At 61.2% G+C, this 21,314-nt stretch carries 21 protein-coding genes; 8 read left to right on the forward strand and 13 right to left on the reverse strand.

Annotated elements, in window-relative coordinates:
* Window positions 1–51: 51 nt before the first annotated feature.
* Window positions 52–699, forward strand: coding sequence for an alpha/beta family hydrolase (locus tag DES49_RS11530; protein ID WP_133736574.1), 648 nt, complete (start codon window positions 52–54; stop codon window positions 697–699).
* Entirely contained in the window at window positions 696–1,799 is a 1,104-nt protein-coding gene (rlmM, locus tag DES49_RS11535; protein WP_133736575.1) for a 23S rRNA (cytidine(2498)-2'-O)-methyltransferase RlmM, read from the forward strand. The genes DES49_RS11530 and rlmM overlap by 4 nt, the downstream gene beginning before the upstream one ends.
* On the opposite strand, the gene DES49_RS11540 is transcribed toward rlmM, so the two are convergent.
* Complete coding sequence (locus tag DES49_RS11540) at window positions 1,783–2,085, reverse strand: antibiotic biosynthesis monooxygenase family protein (protein WP_133736576.1); 303 nt, start codon at window positions 2,083–2,085, stop codon at window positions 1,783–1,785. The genes rlmM and DES49_RS11540 overlap by 17 nt on opposite strands.
* Window positions 2,086–2,202: 117 nt before the next feature.
* Here DES49_RS11540 and tusA point away from each other — a divergent pair, with 117 nt between their 5' ends.
* Window positions 2,203–2,439: a sulfurtransferase TusA gene (tusA, locus tag DES49_RS11545; protein ID WP_133736577.1), complete on the forward strand. Its 237-nt coding sequence runs from the start codon at window positions 2,203–2,205 to the stop codon at window positions 2,437–2,439.
* 17 nt (window positions 2,440–2,456) lie between these two features.
* On the opposite strand, the gene DES49_RS11550 is transcribed toward tusA, so the two are convergent.
* Both DES49_RS11550 and dsbD read right to left on the reverse strand, forming a co-directional pair.
* On the reverse strand, window positions 2,457–3,320 hold the full coding sequence (locus DES49_RS11550) for a DMT family transporter (RefSeq protein WP_133736578.1): 864 nt from the start codon (window positions 3,318–3,320) through the stop codon (window positions 2,457–2,459).
* Window positions 3,317–5,197 carry a protein-disulfide reductase DsbD gene (gene dsbD, locus DES49_RS11555; RefSeq protein ID WP_133736579.1) on the reverse strand — a complete coding sequence of 627 codons (1,881 nt, stop codon included), beginning with the start codon at window positions 5,195–5,197 and terminating at the stop codon, window positions 3,317–3,319. Before dsbD ends, DES49_RS11550 begins: the two co-directional genes overlap by 4 nt.
* A gap of 126 nt (window positions 5,198–5,323) precedes the next feature.
* On the opposite strand from dsbD, the gene DES49_RS11560 reads away from it, so the two are divergent.
* The 3 genes from DES49_RS11560 to DES49_RS11570 are packed head-to-tail and all read left to right on the forward strand — an operon-like array spanning window position 5,324 to window position 8,324.
* Window positions 5,324–5,890 (forward strand): elongation factor P hydroxylase, encoded by a 567-nt coding sequence (locus tag DES49_RS11560; RefSeq protein ID WP_133736580.1) that lies wholly within the window; start codon window positions 5,324–5,326, stop codon window positions 5,888–5,890.
* 32 nt (window positions 5,891–5,922) lie between these two features.
* On the forward strand, window positions 5,923–7,158 hold the full coding sequence (locus DES49_RS11565; protein WP_133736581.1) for a DEAD/DEAH box helicase: 1,236 nt from the start codon (window positions 5,923–5,925) through the stop codon (window positions 7,156–7,158).
* The gene (locus DES49_RS11570) at window positions 7,158–8,324 is read left to right on the forward strand and encodes a 4-phosphoerythronate dehydrogenase (RefSeq protein ID WP_133736582.1); all 1,167 of its coding nucleotides are present in this window, start codon (window positions 7,158–7,160) and stop codon (window positions 8,322–8,324) included. The genes DES49_RS11565 and DES49_RS11570 overlap by 1 nt, the downstream gene beginning before the upstream one ends.
* Here DES49_RS11570 and htpX read toward each other — a convergent pair.
* The 3 genes from htpX to DES49_RS11585 form a co-directional block, all read right to left on the reverse strand.
* Window positions 8,302–9,186 (reverse strand): protease HtpX, encoded by an 885-nt coding sequence (gene htpX / locus DES49_RS11575; RefSeq protein ID WP_133736583.1) that lies wholly within the window; start codon window positions 9,184–9,186, stop codon window positions 8,302–8,304. The two genes, DES49_RS11570 and htpX, sit on opposite strands and share 23 nt — an antisense overlap.
* 89 nt (window positions 9,187–9,275) lie before the next feature.
* Window positions 9,276–9,722 (reverse strand): hypothetical protein, encoded by a 447-nt coding sequence (locus DES49_RS11580; RefSeq protein ID WP_133736584.1) that lies wholly within the window; start codon window positions 9,720–9,722, stop codon window positions 9,276–9,278.
* A gap of 13 nt (window positions 9,723–9,735) precedes the next feature.
* Entirely contained in the window at window positions 9,736–10,953 is a 1,218-nt protein-coding gene (locus tag DES49_RS11585) for a pyridoxal phosphate-dependent aminotransferase (RefSeq protein WP_133736585.1), read from the reverse strand.
* A gap of 54 nt (window positions 10,954–11,007) precedes the next feature.
* Here DES49_RS11585 and msrB point away from each other — a divergent pair, with 54 nt between their 5' ends.
* On the forward strand, window positions 11,008–11,400 hold the full coding sequence (msrB, locus tag DES49_RS11590) for a peptide-methionine (R)-S-oxide reductase MsrB (protein WP_133736586.1): 393 nt from the start codon (window positions 11,008–11,010) through the stop codon (window positions 11,398–11,400).
* Here msrB and DES49_RS11595 read toward each other — a convergent pair whose 3' ends face one another.
* Window positions 11,401–13,731 (reverse strand): ATP-binding protein, encoded by a 2,331-nt coding sequence (locus DES49_RS11595; RefSeq protein WP_133736587.1) that lies wholly within the window; start codon window positions 13,729–13,731, stop codon window positions 11,401–11,403.
* Window positions 13,732–13,917: 186 nt separating this feature from the next.
* Here DES49_RS11595 and DES49_RS11600 point away from each other — a divergent pair, with 186 nt between their 5' ends.
* Window positions 13,918–14,928: a LysR family transcriptional regulator gene (locus DES49_RS11600; RefSeq protein WP_133736588.1), complete on the forward strand. Its 1,011-nt coding sequence runs from the start codon at window positions 13,918–13,920 to the stop codon at window positions 14,926–14,928.
* Here DES49_RS11600 and DES49_RS11605 read toward each other — a convergent pair.
* The 6 genes from DES49_RS11605 to DES49_RS11630 form a co-directional block, all read right to left on the reverse strand.
* The gene (locus tag DES49_RS11605) at window positions 14,925–15,884 is read right to left on the reverse strand and encodes a GNAT family N-acetyltransferase (protein ID WP_133736589.1); all 960 of its coding nucleotides are present in this window, start codon (window positions 15,882–15,884) and stop codon (window positions 14,925–14,927) included. The two genes, DES49_RS11600 and DES49_RS11605, sit on opposite strands and share 4 nt — an antisense overlap.
* On the reverse strand, window positions 15,881–17,065 hold the full coding sequence (locus DES49_RS11610) for a cupin domain-containing protein (RefSeq protein WP_133736590.1): 1,185 nt from the start codon (window positions 17,063–17,065) through the stop codon (window positions 15,881–15,883). The genes DES49_RS11605 and DES49_RS11610 overlap by 4 nt, the downstream gene beginning before the upstream one ends.
* Before the next feature lie 167 nt (window positions 17,066–17,232).
* Window positions 17,233–18,624 carry an adenylosuccinate lyase gene (gene purB, locus DES49_RS11615; RefSeq protein ID WP_133736591.1) on the reverse strand — a complete coding sequence of 464 codons (1,392 nt, stop codon included), beginning with the start codon at window positions 18,622–18,624 and terminating at the stop codon, window positions 17,233–17,235.
* 69 nt (window positions 18,625–18,693) lie between these two features.
* Window positions 18,694–19,320 carry a high frequency lysogenization protein HflD gene (hflD, locus tag DES49_RS11620; RefSeq protein WP_133736592.1) on the reverse strand — a complete coding sequence of 209 codons (627 nt, stop codon included), beginning with the start codon at window positions 19,318–19,320 and terminating at the stop codon, window positions 18,694–18,696.
* A 12-nt stretch (window positions 19,321–19,332) separates the two neighbouring features.
* Complete coding sequence (mnmA, locus tag DES49_RS11625) at window positions 19,333–20,487, reverse strand: tRNA 2-thiouridine(34) synthase MnmA (RefSeq protein ID WP_133736593.1); 1,155 nt, start codon at window positions 20,485–20,487, stop codon at window positions 19,333–19,335.
* Between the two features lie 258 nt (window positions 20,488–20,745).
* Window positions 20,746–21,186, reverse strand: a complete 441-nt coding sequence (locus DES49_RS11630) for an NUDIX hydrolase (protein ID WP_133736594.1) — start codon at window positions 21,184–21,186, stop codon at window positions 20,746–20,748.
* Between the last annotated feature and the right edge of the window lie 128 nt (window positions 21,187–21,314).

The following is a 21,314-nucleotide window of genomic DNA, read 5'->3' on the forward strand; positions in this document are numbered from 1 at the left end:
GGCTTATTATGGCTCAATGATAAATATCAAAAAAGGCTAACCTAATAATTGATGGATATGCTCTATGATGGCCACGAGGGGCCCTTGGTGCTCCTTGCTCACGGGGCCGGCGCTCCCATGGACAGTGGTGCAATGAACCGGATAACGTCGGCGCTGGTCGCGGCGGGATTCCGAGTGGGGCGCTTTGAGTTTCCCTACATGATGAAACGCCGCCAGGATGGCCGCAAGCGTCCGCCGGATGGTATGAAGACCCTCCTGCGGGCCTGGCGCGACTGTATCGATCAGGTGCTGGATGCCTGCGAGCCGGGCGAGCGGCTTTTCATTGGCGGTAAATCCATGGGCGGGCGGATGGCCACCCATATCCTGGCAGAGGAGTGCCCCGAGGCTGTCGCGGGCGCCATGGTGTTCGGTTATCCGTTTCACCCGCCCGGGAAGCTCGACCGGTGGAGGATTGATCATTTTCCCCGTCTTGAGAGGCCGCTATGGATTGCCCAGGGCGAACGTGATCCTTTCGGAAAGCGCCAGGAGCTGGCGGATATTGACTGGGGCAGGGCGCCGGTTCGAGTTCACTGGGTGGCGAATGGCGACCATGACTTCCTGCCGACCCGTCGCAGTGGTCTGGACCAGGATTCACTTCTTGCAGAGGCGGCCAGCGCGGCGGCTGATTTTGGACAACAGTGTTTGGAGGGAGGGTTTTGACAGTATCCCAGGGAGTCTGGCTGCTCTGCCGACCCGGTTTTGAGACAGATGCCGGCCAGGAGCTGGTTACACGGGCGGCCGAAGCGGGGGTCTACGGGTATTTTGCTCCTTCCGCCGCGGCGGGCTGGGTCCGGTTTGAGGCTCCCGGCCAGGACCTGGATGCCCACCTTTTCCCGCGGTTGAACTGGCGCGATCTTGTCTTTGTACGTGACTGGCTCGGGGAAGTTGCCGTTGTGGACCCGCTCCCGGAGGCCGACCGTGTTGGCGCGGTACTCGACACTCTGGACACGCTTTCGGAAAAGACTGTATTCCGACGCCTTGAAATCCATACCCCGACCGAGGGCGCCGCCCCGGATCTGGCGCGCTTTGCCCGCAAGTGGACTGCGCCCCTGGCACGCGCCCTGCGCGCCAAGGGCTGGCTTTCGGGGGATGGGCAAAGTCCTTCTGAAGAGCTGCCCACGCTGGAAATTCTGCTGCCGGATTTCGGAAAAGCCATTATCGCGGCCGGCTTACCCGGCAATGGCTCGCCCCATGTTGCCGGGATTCCAAGGCTTCGCATGCCGCGGCAGGCGCCCAGTCGCTCAACGCTCAAGCTCGAGGAAGCCTGGCAGGTGTTTATCCCCGGGGACCGATGGGAGACTCTGCTGGCGGCCGGACAGAGTGCCGTGGACCTGGGTGCCGCCCCCGGTGGCTGGACCTGGCAACTGGTGCGTCGCGGGATGCATGTGGATGCCGTGGACAACGGACCCATGGATGAGGGGCTGATGGAGACAGGGCAGGTCACCCATTGGCGGGAGGATGCGTTCAGCTGGCATCCACGGAAGCGGGTCGACTGGCTGGTCTGCGATATCGTGGATCGCCCCGGGCGCGTTGTTGACCTGATCGGGGACTGGATCGAGGCTGACGCGTTCCGCTACGCCATCTTCAACCTCAAGCTGCCCATGAAGAAGCGCTGGGAGAGCTGGGAGCTTTACCGGGACCAACTCCAGGAAAAGCTCTCCAGCGCAGGCAACCCCGGCCGCATCAGGGCGCGCCATCTCTACCATGACCGGGAGGAAATCACCTGCTTTATTGAATCGCGCGTCACAGATTCCCGGTAGGCAGGGCGTAATCCAGGACCACGATGCGTTCGTCGGTCTCCAGCATGGGGCGTATGCGTCCCATCATTTCCCGGCGTTCCGGGGAGCTTTGCCACCGATACCAGTCCGCGGCCGAACGCCAGCTGGAGAGAATGACTCGATGATTGGGGTCACGCTCGTCCTTGAGGGATTCTCCGGAAACAAAACCGGGAATTTCTATGGCATTCTTCAGGGCCTGGCGGGCATGCTCTTCATAGGTGCGCTCCATTTCCTGAGCGATCTGGCGTTCGATAATCACGCGAATCATAACGACCTCTACGACCTTTCATTCTTGTGCCCAATTCCGCGAAATCGGGCTTTTATGGTATATTTTGGTCCTATTTTGGCAGAAATCCAGCGTTAATGCCCTAGGGAGGATTACCCATTGACCACCGGATATGACGCAACCCTGGACGCAACAGGCCTGGTCTGCCCGGAACCCGTTATGCTGCTCCACAACCGCATTGCGGATGTTCCCGTCAACGGCGTGCTCCGGGTTATCGCAACCGATCCTTCCACTGAGCGTGACATCGCCCGTTTCTGCAAGTTTCTCGGCCACACCCTGCTCGATCAGGAGATTGGCGAATCGCAGTTTGTCTACTGGATCGAGCGGACCAGCTAGTCAGGGCAGCCGCAGTCCTATCGGCGCATATTCAGCAGACCCGCCCCCACAATGAACAGGCATCCCAGGGCCTGGCGCAGGGTGAACGGATCCGACCAGATCAACCATCCCAGCAGGGCTGCAAAGACTACCGAAGAATAGGTGAATTGGCCAATGCGCCCGGCGGGAGCAATCCGGTATGCCGTGGTGATCAGCAGCTGGGCGACGGTGGCGCAGGCGGCGACGGCTGCCAGGGCCAGCCACTGGAGCGTGGTGGGCCATTGCCAGTTGAGCAGGGCTGCCGGGGCCGATACCGTCGTGGCCACGATACCGAAGTAGACCACGATCCGGGCACTGGGTTCAGCCACGCCCATGCGCCTTATGGTTACCTTGGCCGTGCCGCCCAGCAGCGCCCCCGAGACGCCGGCAGTAACGAAAAGGACATCCTCATAGCCCGCATGACCGGGCTGCAGCAGCACCACGACACCGCAGAAACCGAACGCGATGGTCATCAGGGTGTAGAGGGAGGTGCGCTCCCCGAGCCAGAGCATGGCAATGACAGGGATGAAAAACGGGGACGTAAGCTTGAGCAGTACCGCGTCGGTCAGCGCCAGTCCACTCAGGCTGAAGAAATAACAGTACATCGCCGAAACACCGACCACACCACGCACCACATGGAAACGCAGGTGCTTTGTCCGAAGGCAGTCGGGACCTTCACGGATCAGCATGACGGGCAGGATAAGGGCGAGCCCCAGCGCGTTGCGGCCAAAAACGAGCATGGCACTGCTCAGCTCGGGTGACAGCGACTTGATCAGCGCCCCCATGAACGCGAGCAGCAGCTCCCCGGCGAGAACGCAGGCAGCTCCCCGGTAAAGCGGGGAATCCGGTATCAGGTGTCTCATCCGTTGCCGATGCGCTCACTGACCCGGTCGAGGTGTTGCAGGAACTCTTCACGGTCCATTTCCCCCAGGATACGAGCATCGGAAAGTTCCTCGCCGGAGGCATCAAAGAAAAGCACCGTGGGCGGGCCGAAGAGTCCATAGCGGTCGAGAAGTGCCTGGTCACTGGGAGTGTTCTCCGTTACGTCCACCTGGAGCAGCCTGTAATCCGACATGGCCCTCTGGACTTCGGGGGCGGAAAAAACGTTGCGCTCCATCACCTTGCAGCTGATGCACCAGTCCGCGTAGAAATCCAGAATGACGGGCACCTCATCGCGACGCGCCTGGGCGAGCCTTTCCGGTACCGCTTCGCTGTTGTCGATGCGCTTGAACGTATGATCCCCGCCAGCGTTGGCGCTCTGTTGCGCTCCCGCCTGGAACGGGGCGAGAGGCCTCAGGGGATCGGTGGCTCCGCCCAGGGCGCCAGCCAGAAGCATGGCGGCGGCAAGCACCAGGACGAGTCCGGCTCCCTTACGGGTTCGTGGCCATCCCGCTTCCACGGGCTCAAAGGCACCCAGCTGAACCCCGGTGACGGCAAGCAGCACCGCCCAGAGTCCAAGCGTGAGGGGGGCGGGAATAACCCGTTCCAGCAACCAGATCGCAACCGCGAGCATCATGATGCCGAAACCGGCCTTGATCCGGTTCATCCAGGGGCCGGGTTGGGGCATGAACCGGCGCCCGCCGGTACCGATGAGAATCAGCGGCGTCCCCATTCCCATCGAGAGCCAGAAGAGAGCGTGACCACCCATGAGCGCATCCTGGGTGGCGCTGATATAAACGAGTGCCGCAGCCAGCGGGGCCGTCACGCAGGGCGAGACAATCAGCGCGGAGAGCGCGCCGATGCCCGCGACACTGGCGACATTCCCCCCGGAGAGCTTGCGACTCTGAGCGGTCAGGCGCTGTTCGAGGGATTTGGGAATCCGCATTTCAATGAGCCCGAACATCACCAGCGCGAACAGCACGAAGAGGCCCGCGAAGATCCCGAGTACCCAGGGCGACTGCAGGTACACCTGGAGGTTGAAACTGGCGCCAAGTAGGCCAACCAGAACCCCCGCCATGGTGTACATCACCGCCATGCCCAGGACGTAGGCAACGGACAGGTAGAAAGCCTGGAGCGTGGACAGCTGACGCTGACCCGCGACCACCGCGGTGATGATGGGAATCATCGGCAGCACGCAGGGGGTGAAGGTCAGCCCCAGCCCCAGCACGTAGAAGATCAGGGCACCCAGGAGCAGGGAGTCACTCTGAAGCAGCCGCTGGAGATGGTCCCGTGACCCCAACTCCTGTGCTGCACCTTTGTCCTGGGTCGTGGTGGCAGGCGCGCGGTTCCCGTTACTGTCAGAGGCTGTATCCTCTGGGGCCGGGTACAGGACCTCACCACTGGCGGGTGTGAACTGGATGGTTTCGGTCTGTGGGGTATAGCACAGACCCGCCTCCGCGCAGCCCTGCCACTCGACGGTTACCGTGACCGGCTCGTTGCTCTCCCCGTTGGCGGTGAGCCGTGCCTGGACGTCTTCGTAGAAAACCTGCACCTTCCCGAAATAGGGGTCATCCTTCTCCTTGCTCTCAATGGAAAAGGCGGGCGACGTATCAACAATGCCCTCGGGGGTTGCGCTGATCTCAATCCGGTCCCGGTAAAGGTAGAACTCGGGAGTGACTTCCCAGTCCAGGATAAGGTCGCCGTCATCCACATAGGCCGTGAACGGGAATGCCTGCTCGACCGGCGGAAAATCGCCATTACCTGATCCAGAGAAGGGGTCCTGGGCGGAAGCGGGGCTCGCCAGCAGAAGGAGGAGGGCCAGGAGTCCGAAAATCCGGTTGTGTGCCAGCGGAAACGTCATCAAAAAGCCGGACCTGAATTGGTGATTGGGATTGCCTGAATACTGAGTATCGAGACGGCGCGATGTTACGCACGCTATTATAACGGATTGGTTGAACGATGCGGCACATGCCGTAGACTACGCGCCATGCATACGATACCAGAGCCGCGCGAGCCGGACGATTACCGTGATCCGATCTACCTGTTCAACGGGCTGTTTCAGCCGACCCAAAACACCGTGCTTGTCGCCGGGGATGCTGACCCGGAGTATCGGCCTGCGGATAGGCACTGCCGCTGGAATCGGATAATATTTGCGCACGGATTCTACGCCAGCGCCCTGCACGAGATCAGCCATTGGTGCATCGCGGGTGCTGAGCGCCGTAAACAGTATGATTACGGTTACTGGTACCAGCCGGATGGGCGCTCCGCCGAACAACAGACCCAGTTTGAAAAGGTGGAGTCGCGGCCCCAGGCTCTCGAGTGGATACTGACCGTTGCCGCGGGGCGACGCTTCCATCTCAGTCTGGATAACCTGGACGGCGAGGACTCGGGCCAGCGCGAACGCTTCGCGGCGGAGGTGCATCGGCATGCACGGCGGTATCTTGAAAACGGATTGCCCGCGCGCGCCGAACGCTTCCGCCAGGCGCTGCTCGACTGGTACGGGCGCCGGGGCGCATTCGCGGAATATGCTTTCAGTCCCGAGCAATTGCTCTGAGGGCTGCAAATTGGGTAGTCGAGGAGCAGAGAATGACGGACACGCAGCCCCGTTTTCGGGATTTCAACCTGGATGAACAACTCCAGCGTGGCATTGACGAGCTTGGCTTTGAGCACTGCACCGGTATCCAGGGTGAAGCGCTCCCGAAGACGCTCAAAGGGCATGACCTGATCGGGCAGGCCCAGACCGGCACCGGTAAGACGGCCGCGTTCCTTATTACCGCCATCCAGCGGATGCTGGAAAACCCAATCCCCCATGAGCAGCGCTACGCCAGCGAACCCAGGGTGCTGGCCCTGGCGCCCACCCGGGAGCTGGCACTCCAGATTGCCCGCGATGCGGAGGCACTGACCCGTTTCAGCAACCACAACGTGGTGACCACGGTAGGCGGCATGAATTACGACCGCCAGCGCCAGCAGATCCGCCACGAAGCCATCGATATACTGGTGGCCACTCCCGGGCGCCTCCTGGATTTCCTGGGCAGCAAGGATGTGTTCCTGGACCAGCTTGATCTCCTGATCCTGGACGAAGCCGACCGCATGCTCGACATGGGCTTCATCCCGGACGTGAAGAAGATCATCCGTCACTGTACGCCGCGGGAGCGGCGCCAGACGGTGCTGTTCAGCGCGACCTTCAATCAGGACGTGCTCAATCTTGCGTCCATGTGGAGCGAGAACGCCGAGTTCATCGAGATCGAACCCGAGACCAAGGCGGCAGAGCGGGTTGAGCAGCATTTCTACACCGTCGGTGACAACGACAAGTTCAAGGTGCTGGTCAACTACCTGAACCGCCACGACGTGTCGCGCGCCATCGTGTTCGCTAACCGGCGCGACCAGACGCGCCGGCTGGATGAGGGGCTGCGCCAGCGGGGTGTGAGTTCCGCGCTGCTCTCGGGTGAAATTGCCCAGAACCAGCGGCTCAAGACCCTGAACAACTTCAAGTCCGGACGGGTCCGCGTCCTGGTGGCAACGGATGTCGCTGCGCGGGGGATACACGTGGAAAACGTCTCCCACGTGTTCAACTACAACCTGCCGGACAACCCCGAGGATTATGTGCATCGCATTGGCCGCACGGGCAGGGCGGGGGCCTACGGCACCTCGGTAACCCTGGCCGGTGAGGATGACAGTTTCGTGCTCCCCGAACTGGAAACCTACCTCGACCAGAAACTCAGCTTTGTACGCCCGCCTGATGACCTCATGACTCAGATTTCCGACGCCAGGACGGCGCGCTCGGAATCCACTGAAACGGAACAGGAAACCGGCTCGGAGTAATGAACGGCCTCCGGATTCTGGCGGATGAGAACATACCCGGGCTCGAGCACTTTTTCGAGCCGCTTGGCAGCATTCGCACCCTGCCGGGCCGCGCCATCCAGGCTTCGGATCTGCGCGGGATTGATGTGCTGCTGGTGCGGTCTGTAACCCGGGTCGATGAAGCCCTCCTGAAGGATTCACCCGTCCGGTTTGTGGGCACGGCGACCATTGGCACGGATCACCTGGATACGGAGTACCTCCGGAGCGCCGGTATCCACTGGGCCTCGGCGCCCGGCTGCAACGCCCTGGCGGTGGGCGATTATGTCCTTTCCTGCCTTGCCCTGGCGACCACCGACAGAAACCGGTCGTTCGAGCAGCTATCCGTGGGCATTGTCGGCTGCGGCAATGTCGGGGGAGGGCTCCAGCAGCGCCTCTCCGACATTGGACTGACGGTATTGGCCAATGACCCCCCAAGGGAGGCGGCCGGTGACTCGGGTTTCAGTTCCCTTGATGAGGTGCTGGCCTGTGATGCGATCTGTCTTCATGCCCCACTGGTCAGCCAGGGACCCTGGTCGACCCATTATCTTCTGGATACGAACCGGATCGAGGCACTGCGGTCGGATCAGATCCTGATCAGTGCGGGGCGAGGTGCGGTGGTCGACAACCAGGCTCTGCATGGACGCCTCAAGGCTCCGGATGGCGGGCCATGGACAGCGCTCGACGTGTGGGAAAATGAACCCGGTATCAATGCGGACCTGGCCCAACGGGTCTCTGTTGCTACGCCCCACATTGCGGGCTACAGCCTGGAGGGCAAGCTGCGGGGTACGGCCATGATTCATGACGCCCTGTGCCGGCACCTAGGGGTTCAATCCAAGCGCTCCATGGAGCCGCTGTTGCCCCCTGCCCAGGGGCTGAAGGTGGATGGGGTGGACCATGTCAGGCCGTTTCCGGCGCTCACCCAGGCACTGCTGGCCGCCTACAACCCGGCTCTCGATTCGGTCGAGCTCAAAAGGACCCTGTCCGGGGATGCGTCGGACAGAGAGGTGGCGTTTGATCGGCTGAGAAAGACGTATCCGGTGCGCCGCGAATTTGGCTACCTGCTCCCGGAGGGGGTGAAAGACCCGGCAGCAGCGAGTTTGCTGACCGCTGCCGGGTTTGCGGCCGTTACTGGTAAGCTCGGCTCCTGAGCGCTTCAATGCGCTCGTCGAGCGGCGGATGGCTGGCAAAGAGCCGTTTGATTCCCGAGCGCACACCGCTGGTAATGCCGAAGGCCTGCATGCTGTCGGGCATTTCATCCGGCATGCCGGCCTCGTTCTTGAGGCGCTGCAGTGCCGAGATCATGCCGTCATTACTGGCCAGCCGGGCACCTGCTGCGTCCGCGTGGAACTCGCGATACCGGGAAAACCAGAAAACGATGGTGCTGGCCAGAATGCCAAGCACGATCTCGGCGACAATGGTCACCAGGAAAAAGCCAAGTCCGTGACCACTGTCGTTCTTGAAAACCGCCCTGTCCACAAAGGAGCCGACCACCCGCGCCAGGAAGATCACGAAGGTGTTCACCACACCCTGGATCAGGGTCAGGGTTATCATGTCCCCGTTGGCCACATGGCCTATCTCGTGGGCCAGGACGGCGCGGATCTCTTCCTTGTCGAAGCGTTGCAGCATCCCCTGGCTCACCGCCACCAGGGCGGCATTCCGGTTCCAGCCAGTGGCAAAGGCGTTGGACTGTTGGGCCGGGAAAATGGCGATTTCCGGCGTGTCGACGCCGGCCTCCCGGGCAAGCTGCTGCACGGTTTCGACCAGCCACTGCTCCGCCGGGTTGGAGGGCTGTTCGATGACCTTCGCACCTGTACTGCGCTTGGCCATCCATTTGGAGATGAACAGCGAAACAAAGGCGCCACCGAAACCAATGACCGCAGCGAAGATCAGCAGGGCCGTAAAGTTCAGCCCCTGTTCCTCAAAGTAACTATCAAAACCAAGCAGTCGGAGTGTGACGCTGGCCAGTATGATGACGGCAAGGTTGGTTGCCAAAAACAGCAGTATGCGCATTCGCATCATCCTCGTGAGCGGAATTCTCTGGTCTTAATAAGGGTTCGCCCCGGGGCTTTCAACAGTCGAGGGCTTACATTAACGAAGTTTCAGCCGCCGGGCGCGGGCTCGAAAAGCAGACGGTGCACAGTCTCACTGAGTTCGGTCGAGGTGCCTTCCCGCATGGTCCGACGGATGTGGTTAATGGCAATGGCGGGTTCCCTTGCCAGTATGCCCGAGGTCTCCGGCTCGGGGGTGACCGGGAGGTCCGTGCGCAGGGTGGACAGACGGTTGAAACCGATGCCGGTCAGCACCGCCTGGTCAATGGCATCCTGGCTGATCACGGATTCATAACGCAGAAGGCCTTCATCGGAAAGCCAGAGCATGGTCCCGAAACAGGCCATGTGGCGGCTACTGTGAAGGCCGAATTCATCCGGATCATCTTCACCCGCGATATCCTCCACAAACACCGCTCCCTTGCGGGGAAAGCGGTTGTAGAGGTGGATCAGGATCCGTGCCACGTCCTGGTAGAAATCCTCGATGTGGATATCGGCCATGGATAGCCCCCGGTCAACCCTGGTGGTAGCGCTGCAGGAAGCGGCCAAGCCGGCCGATGGCATCCTCCAGAACTTCCACGCGTGGCAGGAAGACAACCCGGAAATGCTGGCGATCCGGCATGTTGAAGGCCGAGCCCTGGACCAGCAGGATGCGCTCCTGCGCCAGGAGGTCAAAGATCATCTTCTCATCGTCCTTGATCGGGTAGCGCTCCGGATCCAGTTTCGGGAAGAGATAAAGCGCCCCCTTGGGCTTGACGCAGCTGACGCCGGGGATGTCGTTCAGCATCTTCCACGCCAGGTCCCGCTGTTCACAGAGCCGCCCGCCGGAAACCACCAGGTCGTTGATCGACTGGTAGCCACCCAGCGAGGTCTGTATGGCCATCTGCGCCGGCACATTGGCGCAAAGCCGCATCGAGGCCAGCATGTTGATGCCCTCGATCAGTCCGTTGGCCCGGTGCTTGGCGCCGCTGATGATCATCCATCCGGCGCGGTAACCCGCCGCCCGGTAGTTCTTGGAAAGGCCGCCGTAGGTGAAGAACAGGATGTCGTCGGCCAGCGATGCCGCCGGTACGTGGTGAGCGCCGTCGTAAAGGATCTTGTCGTAGATCTCGTCCGCCAGGACGACCAGGTCGTGCTCCCGGGCCAGCTCGATGACCTGCTCGAGCAGGTCCGCCGAATAGACCGCGCCCGTGGGGTTGTTCGGGTTGATCAGCACAATCGCGCGGGTGCGTGACGTTATCTTGCTGCGGATGTCGTCGATATCCGGGAACCAATCCTGCTGTTCATCACAGACGTAATGGACAGGGCGGCCGCTGGAAAGGGTGACGGCCGCGGTCCAGAGCGGGTAGTCCGGCGCCGGGATAAGCACTTCATCCCCGGTATTGAGAAGTGCCTGCATGGACATGACGATCAGCTCACTGACACCATTGCCAAGGAAGACGTCGTCAATATCCACGTCGGGAATGCCGAGGGCCTGGCTGTACTGCATGACCGCCTTGCGGCCCGAGAACAGCCCCTTGGAATCACAGTAGCCCTGGGCTTCCGGAAGGTTGTGGATCACGTCCTGCTGGATCTCCTCGGGGATATCCAGGCCAAAGGCACCGGGGTTGCCGATGTTCAGCTTAAGGACGCGGTGGCCTTCCTCTTCAAGGCGATGGGCTTCCTGCTGGACGGGACCGCGAATGTCGTAGCAGACATTCTCGAGCTTGGCGGACTTCTCAAATTGCTGCATGCTGATATAAACCCCTGAGTTAGCGCAAACAACATTGTAGCGGAGGGCTGCGTAATGACAAAAGTCGAGCGTTCGGAAACCGAGTGGCAGCAACAGCTTTCACCCGAGAGTTATCGGGTTGCGCGGCAGGGCGGAACGGAACGGCCCTTTACCGGCGAATACAATGACTGCAAGAAGGACGGTGTCTACCGCTGCATCTGCTGTGGTCAGGCGCTTTTTGACGCCGGCCACAAGTTTGACTCCGGGTCGGGCTGGCCCAGCTTCTGGCAGCCGGCCTCCGGTGAGGCTGTTGAGGAACACTCGGACAGCAGCCTTGGCATGGTCCGTACCGAGGTTCTGTGCAGCGCCTGTGATGCTCACCTGGGACATGTCTTTCCGGACGGACCAGAGCCCACGGGCCTGCGTTACTGCATCAATTCCGCGGCGCTGGAGCTTGAGGAACGCTGATCAGGTTCCGTCTCCGGGCACCCAGCGCTCCAGCACCGTCCTCATGGCGTCCAGGCTGTAGGGCTTGGTGAGGTAATCGTCCATGCCCGCCTCAAGGCAGCCTTCACGGTCGCCCTGCATCGCATTCGCGGTTACCGCGATCACGGGAATGGAGGCAATTGCGGGTGTGCCGCGTATTCGCCGGGTCGCTTCAAAGCCATCCATGACCGGCATCTGGCAGTCCATCAGAACAAGGTCATAGTGGCCCTGTTCAAGGGTTCTCAGCGCCTCCTGTCCATTCTCAGCCAGCTCCACGCTGTGGCCCAGTTTGCGCACCATGCCGCTGGCGACAAGCTGGTTGACGCGGTTATCCTCCACCAGCAGTACTTTCAGGCGCGTCGTGGATTGACTGGGCAGGTCCACCGCTTCCGAGCTCAGGCCTCTCAGGCCGGTGTTGATCCGGAGTGTATTCACGAGTTGGCGCCGGGCCAGTGGCAACTGGATAACTTCCGAGATGGGGGGGTCTTCAAGGTTACGACCCAGGTGCACGAGGGGAGGATGGCGCTCAAGGCGTTTCACGAGCGATAACCAGCCGGGTTCCCGCACATCGGTGATGATCAGATCAAAGGCACGGGCGTTCAGGTCGCCCGGCTCGGAGATCACTTTTTCCCGGCGCGTGACAACGGCCCCCCAGTACTCCAGGTAACGCTCCAGCGGCTCGACATGCCGGTTGGCGGGCGAGGCCAGAAGCAGCACCTGCATATCCGCAAAGTCCTCCTCGCCGCTGTATCCCTCCGCCTCGGGATCGGTTTCCAGGGGCAGGTCAACGGTGATCAGTGTTCCCCGGTTCTCCTCGGATGCCACACGGATCGTGCCCCCCATGCGGTCCACAAGTTGTCGACAGAGGGTCAGGCCCAGACCGGTTCCGCCAAAGCGGCGCGTGGTGTCCGAGTGCCCCTGGGAGAACGCCGAGAAGATGGTTTTCTGGGCGTCCCGGGACATGCCGATGCCGCTGTCCTGCACCTGCAGGCAGACGCCTTCCTCTGTTGCTTCAAGAATCAGTTCCACCTGGCCTTCGGAGGTGAACTTGATGGCATTGCCCATCAGGTTGTTGATGATCTGGCGCAGGCGGGTCGGATCACCCCGGTAATAACGGGGCAATTCGGGGGCAATGCGGGTGACGATGTCTACGCGGCCTCCCTGGACTCCCTGCTGGGCAAAGAGGGTTGCGCATTCTTCGGCGAGAGCCCCCAGATCAAGGCTGATGTTCTCAAGCGTGAGTTTCCCGGCCTCCACCTTGGAGATGTCCAGGATGTCGTTGACCAGAGAGACCAGGTTTTCACCGGCACTGAGCGCGACCTCGGTTCGTTCGCGCTGGGTGTTGGAGAGTTCTCCCTCGAGTGTGAGGCGCAACATGCCCAGCATGCCGTTGAGCGGTGTGCGGATCTCGTGGCTCATGCTTGCGAGGAAGTCCGCGCGCGCCCGGGCCATCTCAAGGGCTTCCTCGCGCGCGTCGATCAGAGCGCGGTTGGAGCGCTGCAGGGCCTCGTTCTTGTCGCGGATCTCCGAGGTCCGTGCTTCCACGATCTGGGCGAGCTTGTCGTTGTATTCCTTGAGTCGCCCTTCCGCGTGGCGGAGCTTCTGGAGGCTGTTGTCGATGGTGTCCAGGTGGTCGTTGGTGATGCGCACCAGAAGGCCGATCTCGTCCTCTTCATGCCGGCGTGGTGTCGGCAGGCGTGCCTTCTCGGCCTTGTCCGAGTCCACGTCCCTGAGCCCGTTGACAATGCGCAGCAGTGGCTTGGTGATCATGGTGTAGAAGATGAACAGCAGCAGGACCGCCAGGGCCAGGCTCATGATGAATCCGCTCAACAGGGTGTAGCCCGCACGCTGCAGGAAATTGCTGCCAAAGGGGTAGGTGTCCACCGTGATCATCAGGTTCCCGAGATCCATGTCCTCCAGCTGCGAGACATGGAGCTCCTTCTGGTAACGCTTCTCGGGTTCGAAAAGGTAGTCGCTCAGCCAGCGATAGGGACCATCCCGTAGTTCCCGTTCCCGGGATGCCAGGATGCGCCCCCGGGAGTCCTCGATCCGCGCCTTGATAATGGCGGGGTGACGGAGGAGGCCATCGAGCAGTTCCTCGGCCAGACGTGTATCAATGTTGTAGGCAATCTGGGAAGCGGGGCTGTGGCTGATCTCGATCAGCGCCGAGACTTCGGAATCCATGGTGCTGCGGGCGTTGAAATAGTCTGCGGTCACAACCGCCAGGTTCAGCAGTAAGCCGAGCGTCAGCGCGGAGAGCACGACGTTGCGGGTAAGTCTGAACGAGAGTCGTCTTGAAAGATCCGATTTCAATGGTCCCTGCCTTTCCTTTACAGGTCATTCATGGGCTTACTACGCCCTCCGCGTAGAACCGCTTCAATTATAGATCAAAGTGGCCTTAACTGCATGAATGATGGGTAGTATCCGGCGTTGTCTGGATCGTGCCGTCAACAATCGCCATAATGCGCCATTGATGCTGTTTCACGAGGTTTGCCCGGCATGGATCTGTCCCGTGTTGATCTGAATCTTCTGGTGTACCTGGACGTGCTTCTGCGCGAGAAGAGCGTTACCCGCGCGGCCAGCTACCTGGGCCTGACACAGCCGGCGATGAGTAATGGCCTCCGGCGCCTGAGAGAACTGTTTGACGACCCCTTGCTGGTGCGCACAAGCGAGGGCATGAGCGCTACCGAACTGGCGACCCAGCTCCAGCCGAACGTCCGCGAGATCCTGGCGCAGGTGGAGAAGACGGTGCAGCCGACCCGCTCCTTTGACGCGGGGGCCAGCCAGCGCGTTTTCCGCATCATGGCCAGCGACTACGCGGAATCGACACTGATGCCCCGCGTCCTGCGGCTGATCCGCCAGCAGGCGCCCCACGTGACGCTGGACGTATTGACGCCCTCGGACGTGAGCTTCCTGGATGTGGAACAGGGCAGGGTGGATATGGCCATCAATCGTTTTGACACCATCCCCCAGTCATTTCACCAGCGCATTCTATGGAAGGACCATTTCGCCTGCCTGATGAGCACTGGCAACCCAATACTCCAGGAACCCTTCACCCTGGATACCTACCTGCAGGCCAACCACATCTGGGTCAGCAAAACCGGTGTCGGAGTGGGCGTGGGTGTGAATCCCAGGGATGTGCAGCGTCTCGGCTGGGTGGATGAGGCGCTGGGCAAGCTGGGGCGCAAGCGCCGGATCTCGGTATTTACACGGCACTATCAGGTGGCGATGCTGCTTGCGGAACAGCACGACGTGATGGCCACGCTGCCATGCCGGGCCGCCTGGTTGCAGAAGGACAACCCGGGGCTGGTGGCCAAGCCGCCACCTTTCACGATCCCGCCCATTGAGCTGAAGATGGCGTGGAGCCCCCTGCTTCAGCACAACCCGGATCACCAGTGGTTGCGGCGGTGCATCTCGGATGTGGCCGAGGAACTTAACGAAGAGTTCGAGCCCTTTGCCCGGGATTTCATTCCCCAGGGGCCAGAGCCGGGCCAGGCTTCGGAGCGCTAGAACGGGAGCTGACGGAGTTCGATGGATTCGCGGCTGTAGTCCCAGGCCCGCGCGAAATCCTCCCCGAAGGGCCTTACCCGCCGTGGCGCCGAGAAGTTCGCAAAGCCCTCAATGTGGTCGAAATCATGACGGATCAGCACGCCGCTGTCGTCAGCAATGACGCAGGGGCGGTCGCCGTGCGGGTAGGTGGTGTTCACCAGCCCCAGCGAGATGCGGCTGGGAAGGCGGCGCATAAGCTGGACCAGGCGGTGGCGTCTCTTCACCAGCGGGTAGTCGTCGTGGATCAGGAAGCGGATGTCGCTGTGGCGGCTGCGGCGGGCAAGCCGTGACAGGGCTTCGGTTAGGAAGTGGTCGTCGTAGAGACCGTGGCTGAGCGTGGTGTCGTAGAGCCAGAAACGCCGGGTGGCCTGGTCGGCCAGGGCCCGCACCAGTTGCAGCTGATCCGTCTCGCCCTTGATCTGCCAGCTGGTGGTGTCCGAGGCGAGCAGGAAGGGACAGCGTGTCTCGGGCTCCTGGTCGAGCAGCAGCCCTGGCGCTGTGCAGCGCATGGCGCGATGGGGGATGCCGGCGTCCATGTAGGTATCTGATACCACATAGAACCCCAGTCGCCGATAGAAGTCCACGGCCCCTTCCTGGGCGCTGAGAACGAGGTAGTCGTATTCACTGAAGGCATCGTGCATCATCTCGCGCAACAGCACCGTGCCGACGCCCAGGGTGCGCTGCTCCCGGCTGACGGCCATGCGCCCGATACCGCCGGCGCCGTCCTCCTCCGGGTAGAGCCGAGCCGTGGCAAGGGGCGTGCCCGAATCATCCCGAACCAGGTAATGGGTCGCGATGCGGTCGGTTTCATCCCATTCCAGTTCCGGCGGTACCTGCTGTTCCTGTGTGAATACCGTCTGACGCAGCTGCGTAATGGCGTCGGGGAGCTGGTCCCAGCCGTAGCGTTCTGTGTTCATTCCTCTTCCTCAGTGCTGTCACCGATATAGAGGCTGCCCTGGTTGCAGAGGGTTACCAACAGCTCAAGCAATGCCCCCTCCTCAAGCCAGGGTGCCAGATCCGAGGCAGGTAGATGGCGCCCGGCGCAGATCAGCTCGGCGATGCCTGTGGCGTCACCGCGCAGCCGGAAGCGTTGGCCGTCGGCAAACAGCAGTCGTACGTCACCGTCCTCGTCACTACCATCATAGAACGAAAATCGGCTGCCTTCGTTCCAGAGCAGGTCCTGGCCGCTGTTTAGCGCAGCGCTGAGGGCGGCACTGGTCATGGGTTCTTCCGGGGGCTGGATGACGCCGTCGTGTTTGGGTTCGGTCATGGCCTGGCCGAACCAGGAGGCGATGGCTTCGGGGTTGTTGATATTGTCTTTAACAATCCGCTGTAACTCGCTGATCATGTGGTCATCAATTCGTCCGGGGTTGTCCGGCTGATGCGGTTTCGGATCTTCCAGGTGCTTGCCCAGTTGCGGGTCATCCGAGATGTATTCAGCCACACCGGTGACCACCTCGGCGTGGCTCGGGGTCCGGAAGCCGATGGACAGGGTCATGCAGTCGTCCTCGGCGATGCCCCAGTGGCTGACGCCGGGGGGCAGGTAGAGCATGTCGCCGGGTTCGAGGACGTATTCCTCGACGGTTTCGAAGTCGGCCAGTATGTGCAGTGGGGTGCCCTGGACGCGGGGGGAGCTGTTGTCGTGCACGTGGCCGATCTTCCAGCGGCGGTGGCCGTGGGTCTGGAGGAGGAAGACGTCGTACTGGTCGTAGTGGGGGCCGACGCTGCCGCCCTGGGGGGCGAAGCTGGCCATGATGTCGTCGAGGCGCCAGTTGGGGATGAAGCGGAAGGCGTCCAATAGATCGGCGGCTTCGGGGATCCAGTAGTCGAGGCCCTGGACCAGGAGGGTCCAGTGGCTGTTGGGGAGGCTCTGGAGTTTTTCTTCGTCGAAGGGGCCGTTGTGGAGTTGCCAGGGGTTGCCGTTTTCTTCTTCGAAGACCAGGCGGGATTCGATGTTGGGTTCGCAGGCCAGGCCGGCCAGTTCATCGACGTCGACTGGGGGTTCCAGGTCCGGGAAGGCGTTGCGGATTACCAGGGGTTTCTTTTGCCAGTAGGTTTTTAGGAATTCTTCTATGGAGTGGGGTCCGAGTACTGACATTGTGTGTGGCTCCTGGGTTTCGGGGGGAGCGAGGGCGGGTGGTGCTTTCCGGGAATCGCCACGAGTACATCCCTGTAGGCTGCCCTCCGCCATCCATGGCTCCGGAGCTTCCCGGAAAGCACCACCCGCCCTCGCTCTTCGAGCTTTGTGTTTGCCGTCCTATAGCCTCAGTTACGGGTGCGTATTGCTTTGGCCTGTGCTGCGGCATTACCCGTGTAGTTTGAGGGGGTTAGCGACCTTAGTTCTTTCTTCGCCTCATCCGGGACATCCAGTGTATCAATGAATTGGTGGATAAGGTCTGGGGTCATTTCCTTGCCGCGGGTCAGTTCTTTCAGCTTCTCATACGGCTTTTCCACCTGGTAGCGGCGCATGATGGTCTGGATGGGTTCGGCCAGGACTTCCCAGCTCTGCTGGAGGTCTTCGTCGAGCCGTTGGGGGTTTACTTCCAGCTTGGACAGGCCCTTGAGGGTGGAGCGGTAGGCGATGAGGCTGTGGGCGAAGCCGACGCCGAGGTTGCGCAGCACCGTGGAGTCGGTGAGGTCGCGCTGCCAGCGGGAGATGGGCAGTTTGGTGGCCAGGTGGTCCATGACGGCGTTGGCGATGCCGAGGTTGCCTTCGGAGTTCTCGAAGTCGATGGGGTTGACCTTGTGGGGCATGGTCGAGGAGCCGATTTCGCCGGCGACCGTTGCCTGCTTGAAGTAGCCCAGGGAGATGTAGCCCCAGAGGTCGCGGTCCAGGTCGGTGAGGATGGTGTTGAACCGGCCGATGGCGTTGAAGAGTTCGGCGATGTAGTCGTGGGGCTCGATCTGGGTGGTGTAGGGGTTCCATTCCAGGCCGAGGCTGTGTATGAAGGACTGGCTGAGGGCTTCCCAGTCCAGCTCCGGATAGGCGCAGAGGTGGGCGTTGTAGTTGCCCACGGCGCCGTTCATCTTTCCCATGGGGTCGATGGCGCGGATTTGTTTGAGCTGGCGGCGCAGCCGGTAGGTGGTGTTGGCCAGTTCCTTGCCCACGGTGGTCGGCGATGCCGTTTGGCCGTGGGTGCGCGAGAGCATGGGTTGGTCGGCGTGTTCTTCGGAGGCGTCTTCCAGCTTGGCGACCATTTCGTCCATGGCCGGTAGCAGGGCCTGGTCCAGGCCTTCGCGGAGCATCAGCGCGTGGGAGAGGTTGTTGATGTCCTCGGAGGTGCAGGCGAAGTGGACGAACTCGGAGACCGCGGCTAGTTCGGGCAGTTCGTCGCGCACCTGCTCAAAGCGCTCCTTGATGAAGTATTCCACGGCCTTGACGTCGTGGTTGGTGGTTCGCTCGGTGGCCTTGATGGTCTCGGCGTTTTCCAGGCTGAAGTCCGTGACCATGCTGTCCAGGAAGGCGGTTGCGGCGTCGGAGAAGGGCGCAACTTCCGGGATCCCCGGCTCGGCGGCCAGGTGTTGGAGCCAGCGGACCTCGACGGTCACGCGTGAGCGGATGAGTCCGTATTCGCTGAAGATACCGCGCAGTTGGGATACCTTGTCGCCATAGCGACCGTCCACCGGCGACACGGCCGTCAGGGCATTGAGTTTCATGGAAAGCCTCTCTGAGAATTCTGAAAGCGGTGATTATACATGAGCCGGCGCGGATCACGCAGGGGCAGGTTATTCCAGGCTGCGGAGCATTGCGTTGGCGTTGTCGACCACCTTGCCCCGTCGGAAGATCAGCTGCCAGCGCCGCCCGCCGACCTGCCGCCACAGCATGGCCGAGCGGATGCCCGCCAGAAGGCAGGCGCGAATTCGTGCCGCATTATCTTCAATTTCAAGGAATTGGCGGTGACCGTTCACGTTGATTTTGATCCGGAAGGTGCTGATGGTATCCTGGTAGATGCCGGCCAGGTTCCTGATCACGTTCGGGTGGGTGTACCCGAAATGGTCAACACTGCGCCGGGCCTGCTCAATCCGTTCGCCGATGGTGTCCAGCATCTCCGGCTGCTTGTGGAGTCTGGTCTCAAGCTGAACCAGGTTGAGCGCATAGCGCAGCATCTGGGCTTCGGCCTGGCCCGCCTGGTTGCCGAAGCAGCGCGAAAGCACCTTCAGGCCTTCCCTCAACCCGTAAAGGTCCCCGTATACATCCAGGGTTCTCTCAGGGTTGGTCTCAAACAGGGATTTGATCGTGGTTTCCAGAGGATCCTGGAGGCACTGGCCGCGCGTTGCGGTCTGATGCACGAGACTCACGGCCTGGAAAAGGCCAGCCAGCGCGAGCGTCTGGTCATCAAGGTTCTGGTTCAAACAGTCGGCCCCTCAGGCGCTCGCCACGTTGGATGAGTGATGGTCGGCGGGCAGATCACGAAAGGTCCGTTCGATGACTCCGCCGCCGAGGCAGACGTCACCCTGGTAGAACACCACCGACTGGCCCGGTGTCACGGCACGTTGTGGCTCGTCAAAGGTGACGCGGTATCCTTCCTCGGTGGCTTCCAGCAGACAGCTCTGGTCCGGCTGGCGATAGCGGGTCTTGGCCACGCAGCGCAGGGGCAGAGCGGGCACCTCATCGACCCAGTCAATCGACCAGGTATAAAGGCCGCGACCGAAGAGCAGGGGGTGCTGCTTGCCCTGGACGGCAATGAGCACGTTGCGCTCCAGATCCTTCTCCGCCACAAACCAGGGATCCGAGCCGTAACCGTTCAGCCCGCCAATACCAAGACCCTGGCGCTGCCCGATGGTGTGATACATCAATCCCTGGTGCTGGCCAATCACATCCCCGTCCGGCGTCTCAATCGGCCCCGGCTGCGCCGGCAGATAGGTCTGGAGAAAATCACTGAACCGCCGCTCACCGATGAAACAGATCCCCGTACTGTCCTTCTTGTCATGGGTCACCAGCCCGGCGTCCTCAGCAATCCGCCGGACCTCGGTCTTGTGCAGCTCCCCCAGGGGAAACAGCGTACGTGCAATCCGCTCGCCGGACACCGCGTGCAGGAAATAGCTCTGGTCCTTGTTCGGATCCACTCCACGCAGAAGCTGGGCACTGTTTTCGCCCCTTACACATCGCCGCGCGTAATGCCCGGTGGCAATAAAATCCGCTCCCATCTCCACGGCGTGGTCGAGAAAGGCCCGGAACTTGATCTCTTTGTTGCACAGAATATCCGGATTCGGCGTCCTTCCGGCGCTGTACTCCGCCAGGAAATGCTCAAACACCCGATCCCAGTACTCCCCGGAAAAACTGACCGTATACAGCGGGATTCCGATCTTACCGGCCACCGCCTGCGCATCCGCCAGATCCTCCATGATCGTACAATGCTCCGTCCCATCCGCCTCGTCCCAGTTCTTCATGAACAGACCTTCCACGCGGTACCCCTGCTCCTTCAAAAGCAGAGCCGCCACGGAAGAATCAACGCCGCCGGAAAGGCCAACAATGACCCGGGGTGCGCTGTTATCGGATTGATGAGCGGAGGTAGTCATAAAATAGAGTTGCTATGCACCTGGACGGACTTCGAAAGCCCATATTGTATAGGGTGCCACCTGAAACGCCCAAATTTTCGTGGGCTTCCACAAAACTGGCGGTGATGAATTGGCGGTCTGCGCGAAATTCAGGTGGTTGTGAGCGGGGAGCCCTTTCCGGGAAGCTCCGGAGCCATGGATGGCGGAGGGCAGCCTACAGGGATGTACTCGTGGCGGTTCCCGGAAAGGGCTCCCCGCTCACAACCACTGCACCCAACCTCAAAACTCCCGAATAATATCCAGAGGAAACTCCCTCCCTGCCTTATAATCCTGAACACACTGCAGCACCAAGGGACTGCGAAGCATCCCCTTATTCTCAATCAGCTGAGATTCCGTAAGCCATTGCGATTCAATAATGCCGTCGTCCAGTTCATTCGTGACCTTCTCGAGAGCCTTCCCGATAAACGCATACCGATGGTAGGTCACGCCGTTGTGCGGTGACCGAAAAATATAAAGCCCCAGAAACCCCGTCAGCTCCACCCGGTAACCCGTCTCCTCCAACGCCTCGCGACAAGCCGCCTCAAATACCGACTCGCGCTCCTCGATGTGGCCCGCTGGCTGGTTGAGCACGATGGCCCCCTCGCTTTCCTCCTTAACCACAAGAAAAGCATCGCCATCCGGCACCACAACGGCCACCGTCGCATGGGGTTTCCAGATCATCTGTCAGTTACCTCTATGCCGTGTAGTAAATTTACGAGATCCAGGATCTGCCTTGGTGATACGGTAGTAAAACTACAAAAAATCCCTCTGAAACGCTATCATGGGCGGCGAATCGAGCGGCTGTGACT

The organism is Halospina denitrificans, from assembly GCF_004364635.1.
Taxonomy (GTDB): Bacteria; Pseudomonadota; Gammaproteobacteria; order Pseudomonadales; family Oleiphilaceae; genus Halospina; species Halospina denitrificans.

Bases quoted from the DNA above. Each gene is read 5' to 3' on its own strand.
- purB (WP_133736591.1), bottom strand. From the start codon at position 18,624: ATGAAACTCAATGCCCTGACGGCCGTGTCGCCGGTGGACGGTCGCTAT.
- DES49_RS11550 (WP_133736578.1), bottom strand. From the start codon at position 3,320: ATGAGACACCTGATACCGGATTCCCCGCTTTACCGGGGAGCTGCCTGC.
- DES49_RS11600 (WP_133736588.1), top strand. From the start codon at position 13,918: ATGGATCTGTCCCGTGTTGATCTGAATCTTCTGGTGTACCTGGACGTG.
- DES49_RS11565 (WP_133736581.1), top strand. From the start codon at position 5,923: ATGACGGACACGCAGCCCCGTTTTCGGGATTTCAACCTGGATGAACAA.
- dsbD (WP_133736579.1), bottom strand. From the start codon at position 5,197: ATGACGTTTCCGCTGGCACACAACCGGATTTTCGGACTCCTGGCCCTC.
- DES49_RS11605 (WP_133736589.1), bottom strand. From the start codon at position 15,884: ATGAACACAGAACGCTACGGCTGGGACCAGCTCCCCGACGCCATTACG.
- DES49_RS11540 (WP_133736576.1), bottom strand. From the start codon at position 2,085: ATGATTCGCGTGATTATCGAACGCCAGATCGCTCAGGAAATGGAGCGC.
- DES49_RS11560 (WP_133736580.1), top strand. From the start codon at position 5,324: ATGCATACGATACCAGAGCCGCGCGAGCCGGACGATTACCGTGATCCG.
- msrB (WP_133736586.1), top strand. From the start codon at position 11,008: ATGACAAAAGTCGAGCGTTCGGAAACCGAGTGGCAGCAACAGCTTTCA.
- DES49_RS11570 (WP_133736582.1), top strand. From the start codon at position 7,158: ATGAACGGCCTCCGGATTCTGGCGGATGAGAACATACCCGGGCTCGAG.
- DES49_RS11580 (WP_133736584.1), bottom strand. From the start codon at position 9,722: ATGGCCGATATCCACATCGAGGATTTCTACCAGGACGTGGCACGGATC.
- DES49_RS11630 (WP_133736594.1), bottom strand. From the start codon at position 21,186: ATGATCTGGAAACCCCATGCGACGGTGGCCGTTGTGGTGCCGGATGGC.
- DES49_RS11585 (WP_133736585.1), bottom strand. From the start codon at position 10,953: ATGCAGCAATTTGAGAAGTCCGCCAAGCTCGAGAATGTCTGCTACGAC.
- htpX (WP_133736583.1), bottom strand. From the start codon at position 9,186: ATGCGCATACTGCTGTTTTTGGCAACCAACCTTGCCGTCATCATACTG.
- DES49_RS11530 (WP_133736574.1), top strand. From the start codon at position 52: ATGGATATGCTCTATGATGGCCACGAGGGGCCCTTGGTGCTCCTTGCT.
- mnmA (WP_133736593.1), bottom strand. From the start codon at position 20,487: ATGACTACCTCCGCTCATCAATCCGATAACAGCGCACCCCGGGTCATT.
- DES49_RS11610 (WP_133736590.1), bottom strand. From the start codon at position 17,065: ATGTCAGTACTCGGACCCCACTCCATAGAAGAATTCCTAAAAACCTAC.